This window comes from Pseudomonas sp. PSE14 (assembly GCF_029203285.1).
GTDB lineage: Bacteria > Pseudomonadota > Gammaproteobacteria > Pseudomonadales > Pseudomonadaceae > Pseudomonas.
Genome location: NZ_CP115669.1, coordinates 1,595,057 through 1,607,729 on the forward strand (window position 1 = coordinate 1,595,057; position 12,673 = coordinate 1,607,729).

Here is a 12,673-nt window from a genome sequence, read left to right on the forward strand (position 1 = left end):
CGTGGCGAGATGCCACAATTCACTTCCAGGTACCGCGTCAGGCGGTCACCGGATCATGGACTGATTCAGGAGATTTCCCCTATGGATGGCAAAGCCCTCTTCCTCGTTGCATTGCTCGCCCAGGCTGTCGCCGCACCGGCGTTCGCAGCCACCGCCACGTCTACCCAGAGCGAGGCACCCGCGCCTGCCACCGCACCGGCTGCAGAATCGGACGAGGAGATGTCCCCCGAGACCTTCGTCGCCAGCCTGCACTTCAAGAAGGGCAAGGTGGTGGTGGGCGACAACCTCGCGACCTTCGATCTGCCGGAAAACTTCGTCTTCCTCGACAGCGCGGACGCCGAGCGGGTACTCGAAGCCTGGGGCAACCCGCCGAACGCGGAGCCGCCGCTGGGCATGTTGATGCCGGCCGGCGTCTCGCCCTTCGAACCCGCCGCCTGGGCGGTGACCGTGCAGTACGAGGAGAGCGGCTACGTCTCCGATGAGGACGCCGGGAAGATCGACTACGCCGAGATGCTCAAGGAAATGCAGGACGACCTGCGCGAAGCCAATCCAGAGCGCGAGAAACAGGGTTTCGAAGCCATCCAGCTGATCGGCTGGGCGGCACCGCCGCACTATGACGCGGCCGAGAAGAAGCTGTACTGGGCCAAGGAGCTGAAGTTCGGCGACAGCAAGAAACACACGCTGAACTACAACATCCGCGTGCTGGGCCGCAAAGGCGTGCTGGTGCTGAACTTCGTCGCTGGCATGGAGCAACTGCCGGAGATCGAGAAGAACGTCGGCAAGGTGCTGGCGATGACCGAGTTCAACCCGGGCAGCCGCTATGTCGACTTCAACCCCAGCGTCGACAAGGTCGCCGCCTATGGCCTGGGTGCATTGATCGCCGGCAAGGTCGCGGCCAAGGTTGGTCTGTTCGCCACCCTGCTGGTCCTGCTGAAAAAACTGTGGATCGTCCCGGCCCTGGCCATCGGCTGGATCGCCCGCCGCTTCAAGCGCAAGCCGTCGAACGAAGGCTGATACGCAGCCTGATTCTCCAGGCAATAAAAAGCCGGGCGTTGCCCGGCTTTTTATTGGCCGCGCTCACTACGGCGTGCGGCTCTTCGTAGGAGCGAGCTTGCTCGCGAACATTGTGTCCGACGGTATCGACGCCAAGCGGTTCGCGAGCAATAGCGATGGCGTCCCCCTCGCTCCTACAGGCTCCGCGCTCCGCGTGGCGCGGAAATGAAAAAGCCGGGCAATTGCCCGGCTTTTCTTTTCGCTGAAGGATCAGCCTTTCTCGCCCTGGACGGCTTTGCCGTTCACGGTGCCTTCCTTGAGCATGATCTGGTATTCCTTGCCATCGGACTCCTGCTGATACAGGCGCACGAGGAGGAAGTCCCAATCCTTGGCGAACCAGAGGATGGTCTTGCGGTTGCTCTTGGTGGGGTCGCGTACGCGCTCCACCTTGATGGCGGTGATCAGGCCGGCCTGGGTGCGGACCTTCTCCTCGCCGAGCACGCGGAAGTCGTAGGTATCGGTGTCGGTACCCTCGATCACCTGGTAGCTCATGGCTTTCTTGCCGACGGCGACGTCGTGCTGCAGCGCGAGCTGGTAGGTGGACTTGTCCAGCTGGCCCTTGTTCAGCGGCTGGCGCACCTGGTCGCCACGGTCGCTGCCCAGCACCTGCTTCTCGGCCCAGTCGAAATCGAGCTCGGTTTGCTTGTTCTTGCCCAGGCCTTCACGGGCCCAGCGGTAGGTCAGCGGCAGGTAGACGTCGTTTTCGACCTTGAACGTGCTGCTTTCGGTGAGGCTGGCGAGCAGCATGGACGCCTTGAAGTCCAGTTCCCAACGGCCGCCGTCGCCTTGCTTGAGGCTGCGGGAGGCGGTTCCGCTGATCGGCATCTGTTTCCAGTCGGCGGTGTAGCTGGCCTCGAACGGCTGCAGCTCGAAAGCCTGCGCCGGCAAGGTCAGTACAGCCATCAGGAACAGCAGGGCTCTACGCATCACGAATCTCCTAGGTTCGGTACGAATGGCCGGAGGCGGGGAGAGTCTCCCCATCCAGCATGGCGCCTTGCTCGCCCAGGCGCAAACGGCCTTCGGCGAACCAGCGCATGGCCAGCGGATAGATCACGTGCTCCTGCAGGTGAACGCGCTGCGCCAGCGTTTCCGGCGTGTCGTCAGACTGTACCGGGATTGCCGCCTGTACGACCAGAGGACCACCATCAAGTTCCTCGGTAACGAAGTGCACACTGCAGCCATGCTCGGCATCGCCGGCTTCCAGCGCGCGCTGGTGGGTGTGCAGGCCCTTGTACTTGGGCAACAGGGACGGATGGATGTTCAGCAGGCGGCCGTGGTAGTGGCGCACGAAGCCCGGACTGAGGATACGCATGAAGCCAGCGAGCAGCACCAGGTCGGGGCTGAAGCCGTCGATGGCCTGGATCAGCGCGGCATCGAAGCTTTCACGGTCGGCATAGGCCTTGTGGTCGAGGAAGCAGGTTTCGATGCCGGCCTTGCGCGCACGCTCCAGGCCATAGGCGTCCGCGCGGTTGGAAAGTACCGCGCGGATCACCGCCGACGACGGGGCGTCGGCGAGGCTGTCGATCAGGGCTTGCAGGTTGCTGCCGGAGCCGGAAATCAGCACCACGACATTGCAAGGTGTGGACATCAGTGGCCTTTCAGGTTGTTCAGGACCACGCGCTCGGCGTCGGCGGCGCAGGCGTCGATGCGGCCGATGACCCACGGCTGCTCGCCGGCGTCACGCAGGGCCTTGAGCGAGGCTTCGACCTGGTCCTGGGCGACGCAGATGACCATGCCCACGCCGCAGTTCAGCACGCGGTGCATTTCGGTCTCGTCGACGTTGCCTTTTTCCTGCAGCCAGTCGAAGACCGCCGGGCGCTGCCAGCTGGCCACGTCGATGACGGCCTGGGCATTGTCCGGCAGCACGCGCGGGATGTTGTCCAGCAGGCCGCCGCCGGTGATGTGGGCCATGGCCTTCACCGCGCCGGTCTGCTTGATCAGTTGCAGCAGGGGCTTCACATAGATGCGGGTCGGGGCCATCAGCAGGTCAGCCAGCGGCTTGCCGTCGAGCTGGGTGGCTTCGATATCGGCGCCGGAGACTTCGATGATCTTGCGGATCAGCGAGTAGCCGTTGGAGTGCGGGCCGGAGGAGGGCAGGGCGATCAGGGCGTCGCCGGCGACCACTTTCGAGCCGTCGATGATTTCCGATTTTTCCACCACGCCAACGCAGAAGCCGGCCAGGTCGTAGTCTTCGCCTTCATACATGCCGGGCATCTCGGCGGTTTCACCACCGACCAGGGAGCAGCCGGCCAGCTCGCAACCGGCGCCGATGCCGGTGACCACGGTGGCGGCCACGTCGACGTTGAGCTTGCCGGTGGCGTAGTAGTCGAGGAAGAACAGCGGCTCGGCGCCGCATACGACCAGGTCGTTCACGCACATGGCGACCAGGTCCTGGCCGATGCTGTCGTGCTTGTTCAGGTTCAGCGCCAGGCGCAGCTTGGTGCCGACGCCGTCGGTGCCGGAGACCAGCACGGGCTGCTTGTAGCCGGCCGGGATTTCGCACAGAGCGCCGAAGCCACCCAGGCCGCCCATCACTTCCGGACGCGCGGTGCGCTTGGCGACGCCTTTGATGCGTTCGACCAGGGCTTCGCCGGCGTCGATGTCCACACCGGCGTCCTTGTAGCTCAACGAGGGTTGCTTGTTGCTCATAAATCCAGGCCTATAGAGGGATGATTCGTCTTGCGGCCAGAGCACGCCATCGGCGCGCTCAGCCTGCGCGGGAGGCGCGGGATTTTATCAGGCTTGCCCGGCAGCGGCCATCTCGCGCTGTTGCCGCTGGCTGGACGGCTGTTTAAGGTATAGGCCTTCTTTGCCGCCTCGCACGATGCGGCGTCCCGATTCTTCCGCGAGAGCCCGCCATGCGTCTGACCGCCCGCCTGTTGATCCTCTGCCTGTCGCTGCTCAGCCTGCCCAGCTTCGCTGAAACCCTCGGCAACCTCTACCAGGTACATGAGCCGGTCGCCTCCCAGCAGCCGGATGAGCGCAACGCCGGCCTGACCCGCGCCCTGCAGACCCTGGTGCAGCGCCTGACCGGCGACAGCCGTGGTCTGCAAAGCCCCGCGCTGGCTGGTTACTTCAAGGACCCGCAGCAACTGATCAGTCAGTACGGCTACGAGAATGGCCCGCCCCTGGCGCTGGTGGTCGATTTCGATCCGACCGCCACCGACAAGGCGCTGCGTCAGGCCGGTCTGCCGGTGTGGGGTGCCAGCCGTCCGTCCGTGCTGGCCTGGTGGCTGAACGAAGGCGCCAACGGCAGCAGCCTGGTGGGTGACAGCCAGGAAGCCGCCGCTCCCCTGAATCGCGCCGCCCAGCGTCGCGGCCTGCCGCTGCGCCTACCGATGGCCGACCTCAGCGAGCAGCAGGTCGGTACCGCCGAGAACATCAACGCCGCGCAACCCGGCGCGCTGCAGTCCGCCTCCGAGCGCTACGGCGCCGATGCCCTGCTGGCGGTGGACGCCAAGGAGGCCGACGGCAAGTGGAGCGCCACCTGGCGTGTATGGATGGGCGACAGCCGCGAGCAGGGCCAGGCCCAGGGCGATACCCCCGATGCGCTGGCCGATGCAGTGATGCTGGGCGTTTCGCAGCGCCTGTCGCAGCGCTTCGTCGGTTCCGCCGGTGCCGCCACCGCGCAGGTGCTGGAGATCGAGGGAGCCGACCTGGCCCGCTATGCCGAGGTGTCGCGTCTGCTCGAACCCATGGGCGCCAAGCTGGTGCTGGTCCAGGGCGGCAAGCTGGTCTACAACGTGACCGCCAGCCCCGAGCAACTGCGCGCGCAACTGGCCCTGGCGCGTCTGCAGGAGGCTTCCGCCGAACCGGCCCAGCCGGCGGTGGACGCCAGCGGCCAGCCGGTGCCGAACCCCGCCGTGCCGCGTGCGAGCGTCCTGCGCTTCCACTGGTAACTTGCACGGATAATCCCGGCCCTGGGTGCGGACAAGGTCCCGTTCCCAGGGGACGGCCGCTCTGACCCGCACTGAGTAGCTGCGTTATCCTTCTGATTTGGATAAACTTTCAGTCACCACGGCCCACCACAAGCGATTGAAGAAACGCCCGGCCCGCATGACTCCTATGCAGCTCCCCTTAAGCGTACGCCTGCGTGATGACGCAACGTTCGCCAACTACTACCCCGGCGCCAATGCGGCGGCGCTGGGCTATGTCGAGCGCCTGTGCGAACCAGAGGCAGGCTGGACGGAGAGCCTGATCTACCTCTGGGGTGCCGAAGGCGTGGGCCGTAGCCACTTGCTGCAGGCTGCCTGTATCCGCTCCGAACAGCTGGGTGAACCGTCCGTCTACCTGCCGATGGCCGACCTGGTGCCCTACGGCCCGGAAATCTTCGACAACCTCGAACAGCGCGAACTGGTGTGCCTTGATGATCTCGATGCGCTGGCCGGCAAGCGCGAGTGGGAAGAGGGGTTGTTCCACCTGTTCAACCGCCTGCGCGATTCCGGCCGCAAGCTGCTGCTCTCGGCCTCGGTGTCGCCGCGGGAGCTGCCGGTGAAGCTGCCGGACCTGAAATCCCGCCTGACCCTCTCGCTGATCTTCCAGCTGCATCCGCTGACCGACGACGAAAAGCTTCGCGCGCTGCAACTGCGTGCCTCGCGCCGCGGCCTGCACCTGACCGACGAAGTGGGACGCTTCATCCTCACCCGCGGTGCACGCAGCATGCAGTTCCTCTTCGACCTGCTGGACGAGCTGGACAAGGCCTCGCTGCAGGCCCAGCGCAAGCTGACCATTCCCTTCCTGAAGGAAACCATGGGCTGGTAAGGCCCAGGTTTCCTACGCGGCACCTCAGGCGCTGGTCGCCTCCTGCTTCGGCTCTTCGCCTTCGCCAGCCCGCTTGCGGTCGTACTGGAAGCGCCAGCGCGTGTAGAGCAGCGCCGAACAGAACAGCGACACGCTGAGGATGATCTCGGCCCAGCCGAAGATGGCGTGGTTCGGATCGAAGGCGTTGAGCACGCCGAGGATGAAGTACAGGTTGATCACGTAGCACGCCCAGGCATGGCCGCGGGCGCTGCCGATCAGCATGCCCGGCGCCACCACCAGCAGCGGCAGCAGCTTGAACGCCAGCACCGCCCAGGGCACCCAGTGCGCGGCGCCGTGGGCGTCGGCGAACAGCAGGTCCCAGATGACGATGAGCAGGATCAGCCCGATGAAGCTGCCGAGGGCGACCGCGCGGCTGGCGGCCAGCCGGGGTTTGAGCCACTCCATGGGCGGCAGCGGTTTGTTCTTGCGGGCCATTCAGCTCTCCAGTTTGCGGGCGACTTCGGCCAGGCGCTTGCCCAGCGCGCGGCACAGGGTGATTTCGTGGTCATCGAGGCTGCGCTTGCCGTCCGCGCCGGCGAAATGGCTGGCGCCGTAGGGCGTGCCGCCGCCGCGGGTCTCCAGCAGCGCCGGCTCGCTGTAGGGAATGCCGGTGACGATCATGCCGTGGTGCAGCAGCGGCAGCAGCATCGACAGCTGCGTCGTTTCCTGGCCGCCATGCAGGCTGGCGGTGGAAGTGAAGACCGCTGCCGGCTTGCCGACCAGGCCGCCGGTCAGCCAGAGGCTGCTGGTGCCGTCGAGGAAGTACTTGAGCGGTGCGGCCATGTTGCCGAAGCGCGTCGGGCTGCCCAGGGCCAGGCCGGCGCAGTCCTTCAGGTCGTCCAGGGTGGCGTAGAGCGCGCCTTCGGCGGGGATGTCCGGGGCCACGGCTTCGCACTCGGTGGAGACCGCCGGCACGGTGCGCACGCGCGCCTCCAGGCCGCCCTGTTCCACGCCACGGGCGATCTGCCGCGCCATCTCGGCGGTGGCGCCGTGGCGGCTGTAGTAGAGGACCAGGATGTAGGCTGTGCTCAAGGCAGGATCTCCAGCACCTTCTCCGGCGGGCGGCCGATCACCGCCTTATCGCCGACGATCAGGATCGGTCGCTCGATCAGCTTGGGATGGCTGGCCATCGCCTCGATCAGTTGTTCGTCGCTGAGCGCCGGGTTGGCCAGGTCGAGGGTCTTGTACTCGTCCTCGCCGGTGCGCAGCAGTTGGCGCGCGCCGATGCCCAGCTTGCCGAGCAGCGCCTTGAGTTCAGCCGCGCTGGGCGGGGTTTCCAGGTAACGGATGATCTCCGCCTGGATGCCACGTTCTTCCAGTAGTTCGAGGGCGCCGCGGGATTTCGAGCAGCGGGGATTGTGGAACAGTGAAATCTGGCTCATGTGCCGGGACTCGCAAGGCCGATGAAGTGGCGGCTATTCTAACCGCCTCCTCGGATCGGACTGAACCGCTGTCGTGCGGCGCGATCTACGAGGGCGGATATTTCTGTGCAGCCAAAGGACAATTCATGCGCGAACGCTTGCAGGGCCTGGTCGAGTTCGGCCGCTATCTGGTCCAGCGCTTCCACGCCGACAAGGCGCCCAACAGCGCGGCGGCCCTGACCTACACCACGCTGTTCGCTGTCGTGCCGATGATGACCGTGACCTTCGCCATGCTGTCGGCCGTGCCGGCCTTCGAGGGGATGGGGGAGCGCATCCAGCTGTTCGTGTTCCGCAACTTCGTGCCTTCCACCGGCGAAGCGGTTGAGGCCTATCTGCGTAACTTTACCGTGCAGGCGCGCCATCTGACCTGGCTGGGCGTGGCGTTCCTGGCGGTCACCGCGTTCACCATGCTGGTGACCATCGAGAAGGCCTTCAACGCCATCTGGCGGGTGCGCCAGCCGCGCCGTGGTGTCGCGCGCTTCCTGCTGTACTGGGCGATCCTCAGTCTGGGGCCGCTGCTGCTGGGGACGGGCTTTGCGGTGTCGACCTACATCACCTCGCTGTCGCTGCTGTCCGGTCCCCATGCCCTGCCGGGCGCGGCGACCTTGCTGAAATTCATGCCGCTGCTGTTCAGCGTGGCGGCTTTCACTCTGATCTACGCGGCGGTGCCCAATGCGCGGGTGCCGTTCCTGCATGCCCTGGCTGGCGGCGTGTTCACCGCGATCCTGTTCGAGGCGGCGAAGTCGCTGTTCGGCCTCTACGTGAGCTTTTTCCCTGGTTACAAGCTGATCTACGGCGCCTTTGCCACCGTGCCGCTGTTCCTGCTGTGGATCTACCTGTCCTGGCTGATCGTGCTGTTCGGTGCGGAGCTGGTCTGCAACCTGTCCTCGACGCGCTTGTGGCGCCGCCGTGCGCTGCCGCGCCTGCTGGTGATCCTCGGGGTGCTGCGGGTGTTCTTCGATCGTCAGCGGCACGGCGTGCCCACCCGGCTGGAGCATCTGCACCGCGCGGGATGGCTGTTGCCGGAGGATGAGTGGGAGGAAATCCTCGATTTTCTGGAGAGCGAGCAACTGGTTTGCCGCGTAGGCGCGACCAGTGCGTCCTGGGTCCTGTGCCGCGACCTGGGCAGCTACCGCCTGCATCACCTGCTCAACCGCAGCCCCTGGCCGCTGCCGTGCCTCGATGCCTTGCCGGCGGAGCTGGACGAGCCCTGGTACCCCGCCTTGCGGCAAACCCTGGAGCGCTACCAGGCGGAACGACAGGCGCTTTTTGGCGCCAGCCTCGCAGAATGGTTGAAGCCGTCACATTCTGAGTGACGTAAAACGTCAGTTTCGGGCGATTCTGATGCTTCGAAACTTTCGTGGCGGGCGCGAGGCGCACCAATCTTGGCTATTCGTGGATTGGCACGCTTCTGGCTACAGGACTGGCAGGACAATGATGTCCTGCAGAAGTTCCTTCAAGGCCCGTGAATCCATGAATAACGACCAGAAGAACGTAGTACACCTGCATCAGCGTGATCCGCAAAGCGCGCTGGAGAGGCTGAATAGAATTACTGGTCTGCAATTCAGCAGTTGGCCGGAGTCCCTGTTGCCTGCAGTACAGGGCGAGGTGAAGGATCTGGCGTCGCACGCTGAACTCGAACCTGTTGCCCAAGTGCGCCAGTTGGGCTGATTACAGGGTAGTGGCAATCGGTCGGGCCGCGCTGTTCAGCGGCTCGACCGCCTGCACGAACAGCTCTTCGACCACCAGGCGCGACAGGCCGATGGCCGTCCGCAGCCTTACCTGCATATCCTCGATTCGCTGGCGGAACGGCAGGCGGGCGATGCCCGACAGCAGGATGCGGCTCTGCGCATTCACCATGCCGTGATCGACGGCTACTTCCCGAACCTGTTCTCCATCCCGATAGGTGACCACCAGTGTCACGGGCAGCGCTGTCACGCCGGGCAGGTGCAGCCAGGCGGCGACGTTGTAGTCGGCCAGGCGCCCGCCGCTGGCGGAGTTGCCGATACGTGCGCTACCGACGATCTGGCTGGGAACCTTGCTGACGAGCTGGTCTGTGGGCTGCATCTGGCGATCCTGTCGAGAGTGGGAGGCGTGCGTGGCGCCTGCCGCATACTGGGGCTGTCGAGAGGCGGCTGGATGAAATGCTCTAGTCGGCTCGGACGATCGTTCCGAATTATAGGTAGGAGATATCCGACAAACCGGGCGTACTGCCGATCTTCGCTGTGACTTGTCTCGCAATTCAGCTTTCAGGCCAGGCGCAGCGGATGGCGGGAGACGAGGGGCGTGCCCAGGTTGGAGGTCGGCAGCGGCAGGATGGTCTGGTTGTCGAAACTGGCCAATTGCAGCCAGAGGTTTTCGCCTTCCACGAAGTGCCCCTGAGCCAGCCATAAGCCGTGATACCAGCCATTGCCGGGTTCCGGGGTACTCTGCAGCACGCCGGGGTGACGCTGGGCGTCAGGTGCGCGGCGTAGCCAGACGGGGCGGGGGAGCCCTTTCAGATAACGCAGGCCCAGGTGCAGGCCGTCATTGTTGAGGTGCCGCCAGCGCACGATGGCCAGGGTCGGCGTGCCATTGCTGTTGAGGATCAGCAGCAACTGGCCGACGGGGAACTGGCTGGCGCGGTTGCCGTCGCAGCGGATGCGCGTGCCTCCGGCGCTGACGTCGAGAATCCCTGCTTCGCAGCCGCTCTGGGTGTTGGGGGTGAGCAGGTGTTGCTGGATGGCGCCGAGTCCCACGATCAACTGGCAGGTGCCGGTTTGCTCCATGCGTTCGTGGCGACGTGGATGCTGTCCCAGCCAGTGATGGCGGACACGCTCCAGCAGGGCGCCCTGGTCGGCTCTGCGCAAGGGGGCGGGGTCGTGCAGGGCGATCAGCAGGGCGCCCAGCTCCAGGCGGCGCAGTTGTTGGGGCGGCGTATCGACGGTCTGCTCGGGGCTGATGCAGGGTAGGTCGGCGCCCAGGTCGACCAGGTAACCCTCCTGTTCCTCGTCATCCCAGGGCTGCAGTCGCCCAAGAGCGGCAAGGGGTGCAAGGGCGCTGAACAGTTGCGGGGCTTCGCCTTCGGTCAGGTGGAAGGGGTTGCTCAGGGCGAGCAGCAGAATCTGCTGGTAGAGGCCGCGCAGGGTTCCGGCGGGGATGGGATCGAAGGCGGCAGCCACCGGCTCGTCGAGGCACTCCTGGTGTTCAGCGATCCAGTACAGCAGGTGGCTGTCGCGCCAGAGCACTCCGGGTGGCTGCTGGTATTGCTGGTAGTGACGCAGCAGCGCCTGGGCCAGGAAATGCTGGGCCATGTACAGGCACCAGGCCATGTGTGGCCGAGACGGTTTGCGGCCATTCAGGATCTGCAGCAACAGGCGCTTGAAGCCTGCCGCCAGCTCGGTGCAGAAATGCACGAAAAGCTCCGGCGGTGTCTTCTCGTGGCGAACCCGCTGCGAATAGTGGCGATATTCTTCGGTCAGGCTTTGCAGGGCGCGTTGCCTTTCCAGTAAGGTCAGCGCACATCGGTTGAGGCGAAGCAGCGTGCCGAGGGTTTTCTGCAGTCCTTCCTGTAGGGAGTGGCGTCGGAATTCCTGAAGCCCAGCCGCCAGATTGCTCACTGCATCGGAATTCTCCTCGAGGATATCCGGCACCTCCAGACGCGAGGCATCGAGCGTCATGAACACCCCGCATACACGAGGACTGAAGGCATGGGAGTGCGGCTCCGTATCGTAATGGGATTGGTCGCCGGCCTTCTCCTGGCCGGTTGTTCGGCGGACTATGGCGTCGATCAGCATGGGCAGAAAGTAACCGCTGCGAGCATGGATGGCCAGTGGCTAGTTATTAATTATTGGGCCGAATGGTGCGCACCGTGCCGCAAGGAAATTCCCGAGCTGAATCGGCTCGCAGAAGAGGGCAGGACCCAGGGCTTCCGAGTGCTGGGCGTGAACTTCGACGGGCTGCGCGATGCCGACCTGGCGAAGGCTGCGCAGGCGCTGGAGGTGCAGTACACCGTGCTGGCCGACGACCCCGCGCCGCACTACAGCCTGCCGCGCAGCGAAGCGCTGCCTGTAACCTATATCGTCGACCCTGAGGGTAAGTTGCGCGAGCAGTTGCTCGGCGAGCAGACCGCCGCCGGCCTGCAGGCGCGCCTGACCACGCTGCGGGAGGAGAAGCACTGATGGCCAGAATCTGTCTGCACGGCTACGTGAGCGGTAAGGTGCAGGGCGTGTACTACCGGCAGAGCGCGCAGGAGCAGGCCGAACGCCTGGACATCGACGGCTGGGTGCGCAATCTGGAGGATGGACGGGTGGAGGTGCTGCTCGAGGGCGAGGAGGGCGCCGTACGCGAACTGGAGAAGTGGCTGGCTCGCGGGCCGGTCAAGGCGAAGGTGACGGCAGTGGAGCTGGAACCGATGACACCCCAGGGCATCACCGGCTTCATCGTGCGCCGCTGAATCAGTTGCTGGCCGCGCCGGGATCGGCGGCCAGGCGACCGGCGTCGGTCATCAGGCTGTGGAGAAACTCTTTCTGCAGCTCCGGATCGTTGCGGGTCAGTTCGATCAGGCTCTGTTCCAGCTCGCTGGCTTCTTCTTCCAGGCCGAGTTCGGAAAGTCGCTTCACGCGGTGTACCCAGTGGTGCACATCATCCGCTTCCAGATCGTCGTAGATCAGCCGGTGAGCTTCCTGCAGCTTGCCGCGAAGCGAGCGGCTGACCAGCAGGCTGGCATCGCCGCGGGTGTCATCCGATGGGTCCTGCACGCTGAACTGCAGGCGGCCGATGCGGCTGACCTCTTCATCGCTGAAGGGGCCTTCCAGCAGGTTCAGGCGCAGCACGCCATGGCGGTCGGTCAACAACTCCTGGGAGTTCTTGCCGGCAGTGATGGTCACCGGACGCTCCGACCAGGGCAGGCTCGAATACTCCGTGCGCTTGTCGCGCTGGTGCTCTTCGATGCTTGCCAGGTTCTGCTCGGCGCGGCCGTTGGACTGCACGTTCATGAACGGATTCATGCCGTCGATGCCATAACGGATCCAGCCACGGGTGACGCTTTCGGGCAGGTTGCCGAGGGCGAACACGTTGACCACGTTGGCGCCGATGCCGCCAACGAAAGCGACGACGCCCAACGGCATTTCGTACACCTTGCGCCAGCCCTGGTAGGGCGTATAGCGGTCGTAGCGGCGGGTGACCTCGAACTCGGTGACTTCGAAGGTCTTCTGTTCCTGCACGCGAATGCGACGCTGCGGCAGTTCCAGGGTGGCCGGCGTGCCCACATCGATCTGCAGACTGTGCTCGAGCAGTTTGCGCTCGACGCGTTCTTCATGCTCGCTGCGTTGCGACAGCTGGTTGGCGCAGCCGCTCAGCAGGAGGCTGCCGCCCACCAGGGCGGCAGCCGCGAGGCTGGAGGTACTTCGGGGGAACAT

Annotated in this window: 16 protein-coding genes; 7 read left to right on the plus strand and 9 right to left on the minus strand. The window is 65.1% G+C overall.

Features of this window, described 5'->3' with window-relative positions; all coding sequences use genetic code 11:
- The first annotated feature begins 81 nt into the window (after nt 1-81).
- Nucleotides 82-1,014: a DUF2167 domain-containing protein gene (locus tag O6P39_RS07485; protein ID WP_275610751.1), complete on the plus strand. Its 933-nt coding sequence runs from the start codon at nt 82-84 to the stop codon at nt 1,012-1,014.
- A gap of 249 nt (nt 1,015-1,263) precedes the next feature.
- Here O6P39_RS07485 and O6P39_RS07490 read toward each other — a convergent pair whose 3' ends face one another.
- Genes O6P39_RS07490 through purM form a run of 3 tightly spaced genes read right to left on the minus strand, consistent with a single transcriptional unit; the run spans nt 1,264 to nt 3,702 of the window.
- Nucleotides 1,264-1,980, minus strand: coding sequence for a DUF3108 domain-containing protein (locus tag O6P39_RS07490; protein WP_275610752.1), 717 nt, complete (start codon nt 1,978-1,980; stop codon nt 1,264-1,266).
- 10 nt (nt 1,981-1,990) lie between these two features.
- On the minus strand, nt 1,991-2,641 hold the full coding sequence (purN, locus tag O6P39_RS07495; RefSeq protein WP_275610753.1) for a phosphoribosylglycinamide formyltransferase: 651 nt from the start codon (nt 2,639-2,641) through the stop codon (nt 1,991-1,993).
- A complete protein-coding gene (gene purM / locus O6P39_RS07500) occupies nt 2,641-3,702 on the minus strand; it encodes a phosphoribosylformylglycinamidine cyclo-ligase (protein ID WP_275610754.1) in 1,062 nt (353 codons plus the stop codon). The genes purN and purM overlap by 1 nt, the downstream gene beginning before the upstream one ends.
- Before the next feature lie 209 nt (nt 3,703-3,911).
- On the opposite strand from purM, the gene O6P39_RS07505 reads away from it, so the two are divergent.
- Nucleotides 3,912-4,952: a DUF2066 domain-containing protein gene (locus O6P39_RS07505; RefSeq protein ID WP_275610755.1), complete on the plus strand. Its 1,041-nt coding sequence runs from the start codon at nt 3,912-3,914 to the stop codon at nt 4,950-4,952.
- Between the two features lie 157 nt (nt 4,953-5,109).
- A complete protein-coding gene (hda, locus tag O6P39_RS07510; protein ID WP_152221526.1) occupies nt 5,110-5,814 on the plus strand; it encodes a DnaA regulatory inactivator Hda in 705 nt (234 codons plus the stop codon).
- Between the two features lie 24 nt (nt 5,815-5,838).
- Here hda and O6P39_RS07515 read toward each other — a convergent pair whose 3' ends face one another.
- Genes O6P39_RS07515 through arsC form a run of 3 tightly spaced genes read right to left on the minus strand, consistent with a single transcriptional unit; the run spans nt 5,839 to nt 7,235 of the window.
- Nucleotides 5,839-6,288, minus strand: coding sequence for a DUF2069 domain-containing protein (locus O6P39_RS07515; RefSeq protein ID WP_275610756.1), 450 nt, complete (start codon nt 6,286-6,288; stop codon nt 5,839-5,841).
- On the minus strand, nt 6,289-6,885 hold the full coding sequence (gene wrbA / locus O6P39_RS07520) for an NAD(P)H:quinone oxidoreductase (protein WP_275610757.1): 597 nt from the start codon (nt 6,883-6,885) through the stop codon (nt 6,289-6,291). It abuts the gene before it with no gap.
- On the minus strand, nt 6,882-7,235 hold the full coding sequence (gene arsC, locus O6P39_RS07525; protein ID WP_015478300.1) for an arsenate reductase (glutaredoxin): 354 nt from the start codon (nt 7,233-7,235) through the stop codon (nt 6,882-6,884). Before arsC ends, wrbA begins: the two co-directional genes overlap by 4 nt.
- A gap of 125 nt (nt 7,236-7,360) precedes the next feature.
- Here arsC and O6P39_RS07530 point away from each other — a divergent pair, with 125 nt between their 5' ends.
- Together O6P39_RS07530 and O6P39_RS07535 are read left to right on the plus strand one after the other, a co-directional pair.
- The gene (locus O6P39_RS07530; protein WP_275610758.1) at nt 7,361-8,590 is read left to right on the plus strand and encodes a YihY family inner membrane protein; all 1,230 of its coding nucleotides are present in this window, start codon (nt 7,361-7,363) and stop codon (nt 8,588-8,590) included.
- A gap of 157 nt (nt 8,591-8,747) precedes the next feature.
- Nucleotides 8,748-8,945, plus strand: coding sequence for a hypothetical protein (locus O6P39_RS07535; protein ID WP_275610759.1), 198 nt, complete (start codon nt 8,748-8,750; stop codon nt 8,943-8,945).
- Here the strand turns inward: O6P39_RS07535 and O6P39_RS07540 are convergent, their stop codons facing one another.
- Nucleotides 8,946-9,341, minus strand: a complete 396-nt coding sequence (locus O6P39_RS07540) for a hypothetical protein (RefSeq protein WP_275610760.1) — start codon at nt 9,339-9,341, stop codon at nt 8,946-8,948.
- A gap of 182 nt (nt 9,342-9,523) precedes the next feature.
- Nucleotides 9,524-10,933, minus strand: coding sequence for a PilZ domain-containing protein (locus O6P39_RS07545; protein ID WP_275610761.1), 1,410 nt, complete (start codon nt 10,931-10,933; stop codon nt 9,524-9,526).
- 30 nt (nt 10,934-10,963) lie between these two features.
- Here O6P39_RS07545 and O6P39_RS07550 point away from each other — a divergent pair, with 30 nt between their 5' ends.
- Together O6P39_RS07550 and O6P39_RS07555 are read left to right on the plus strand one after the other, a co-directional pair.
- Entirely contained in the window at nt 10,964-11,434 is a 471-nt protein-coding gene (locus tag O6P39_RS07550; protein ID WP_275610762.1) for a TlpA disulfide reductase family protein, read from the plus strand.
- Nucleotides 11,434-11,709 carry an acylphosphatase gene (locus O6P39_RS07555; protein ID WP_275610763.1) on the plus strand — a complete coding sequence of 92 codons (276 nt, stop codon included), beginning with the start codon at nt 11,434-11,436 and terminating at the stop codon, nt 11,707-11,709. Before O6P39_RS07550 ends, O6P39_RS07555 begins: the two co-directional genes overlap by 1 nt.
- Nucleotide 11,710: 1 nt before the next feature.
- On the opposite strand, the gene O6P39_RS07560 is transcribed toward O6P39_RS07555, so the two are convergent.
- Nucleotides 11,711-12,673, minus strand: a complete 963-nt coding sequence (locus O6P39_RS07560; RefSeq protein WP_275610764.1) for a hypothetical protein — start codon at nt 12,671-12,673, stop codon at nt 11,711-11,713.

Coding starts and splice junctions, on each gene's coding strand:
- O6P39_RS07515 (WP_275610756.1), bottom strand. CDS start 6,288: ATGGCCCGCAAGAACAAACCGCTGCCGCCCATGGAGTGGCTCAAACCC.
- O6P39_RS07555 (WP_275610763.1), top strand. CDS start 11,434: ATGGCCAGAATCTGTCTGCACGGCTACGTGAGCGGTAAGGTGCAGGGC.
- O6P39_RS07540 (WP_275610760.1), bottom strand. CDS start 9,341: ATGCAGCCCACAGACCAGCTCGTCAGCAAGGTTCCCAGCCAGATCGTC.
- O6P39_RS07535 (WP_275610759.1), top strand. CDS start 8,748: ATGAATAACGACCAGAAGAACGTAGTACACCTGCATCAGCGTGATCCG.
- purM (WP_275610754.1), bottom strand. CDS start 3,702: ATGAGCAACAAGCAACCCTCGTTGAGCTACAAGGACGCCGGTGTGGAC.
- purN (WP_275610753.1), bottom strand. CDS start 2,641: ATGTCCACACCTTGCAATGTCGTGGTGCTGATTTCCGGCTCCGGCAGC.
- O6P39_RS07550 (WP_275610762.1), top strand. CDS start 10,964: ATGGGAGTGCGGCTCCGTATCGTAATGGGATTGGTCGCCGGCCTTCTC.
- hda (WP_152221526.1), top strand. CDS start 5,110: ATGACTCCTATGCAGCTCCCCTTAAGCGTACGCCTGCGTGATGACGCA.
- O6P39_RS07505 (WP_275610755.1), top strand. CDS start 3,912: ATGCGTCTGACCGCCCGCCTGTTGATCCTCTGCCTGTCGCTGCTCAGC.
- O6P39_RS07545 (WP_275610761.1), bottom strand. CDS start 10,933: ATGACGCTCGATGCCTCGCGTCTGGAGGTGCCGGATATCCTCGAGGAG.
- O6P39_RS07490 (WP_275610752.1), bottom strand. CDS start 1,980: ATGCGTAGAGCCCTGCTGTTCCTGATGGCTGTACTGACCTTGCCGGCG.
- O6P39_RS07485 (WP_275610751.1), top strand. CDS start 82: ATGGATGGCAAAGCCCTCTTCCTCGTTGCATTGCTCGCCCAGGCTGTC.
- arsC (WP_015478300.1), bottom strand. CDS start 7,235: ATGAGCCAGATTTCACTGTTCCACAATCCCCGCTGCTCGAAATCCCGC.
- O6P39_RS07560 (WP_275610764.1), bottom strand. CDS start 12,673: ATGTTCCCCCGAAGTACCTCCAGCCTCGCGGCTGCCGCCCTGGTGGGC.
- O6P39_RS07530 (WP_275610758.1), top strand. CDS start 7,361: ATGCGCGAACGCTTGCAGGGCCTGGTCGAGTTCGGCCGCTATCTGGTC.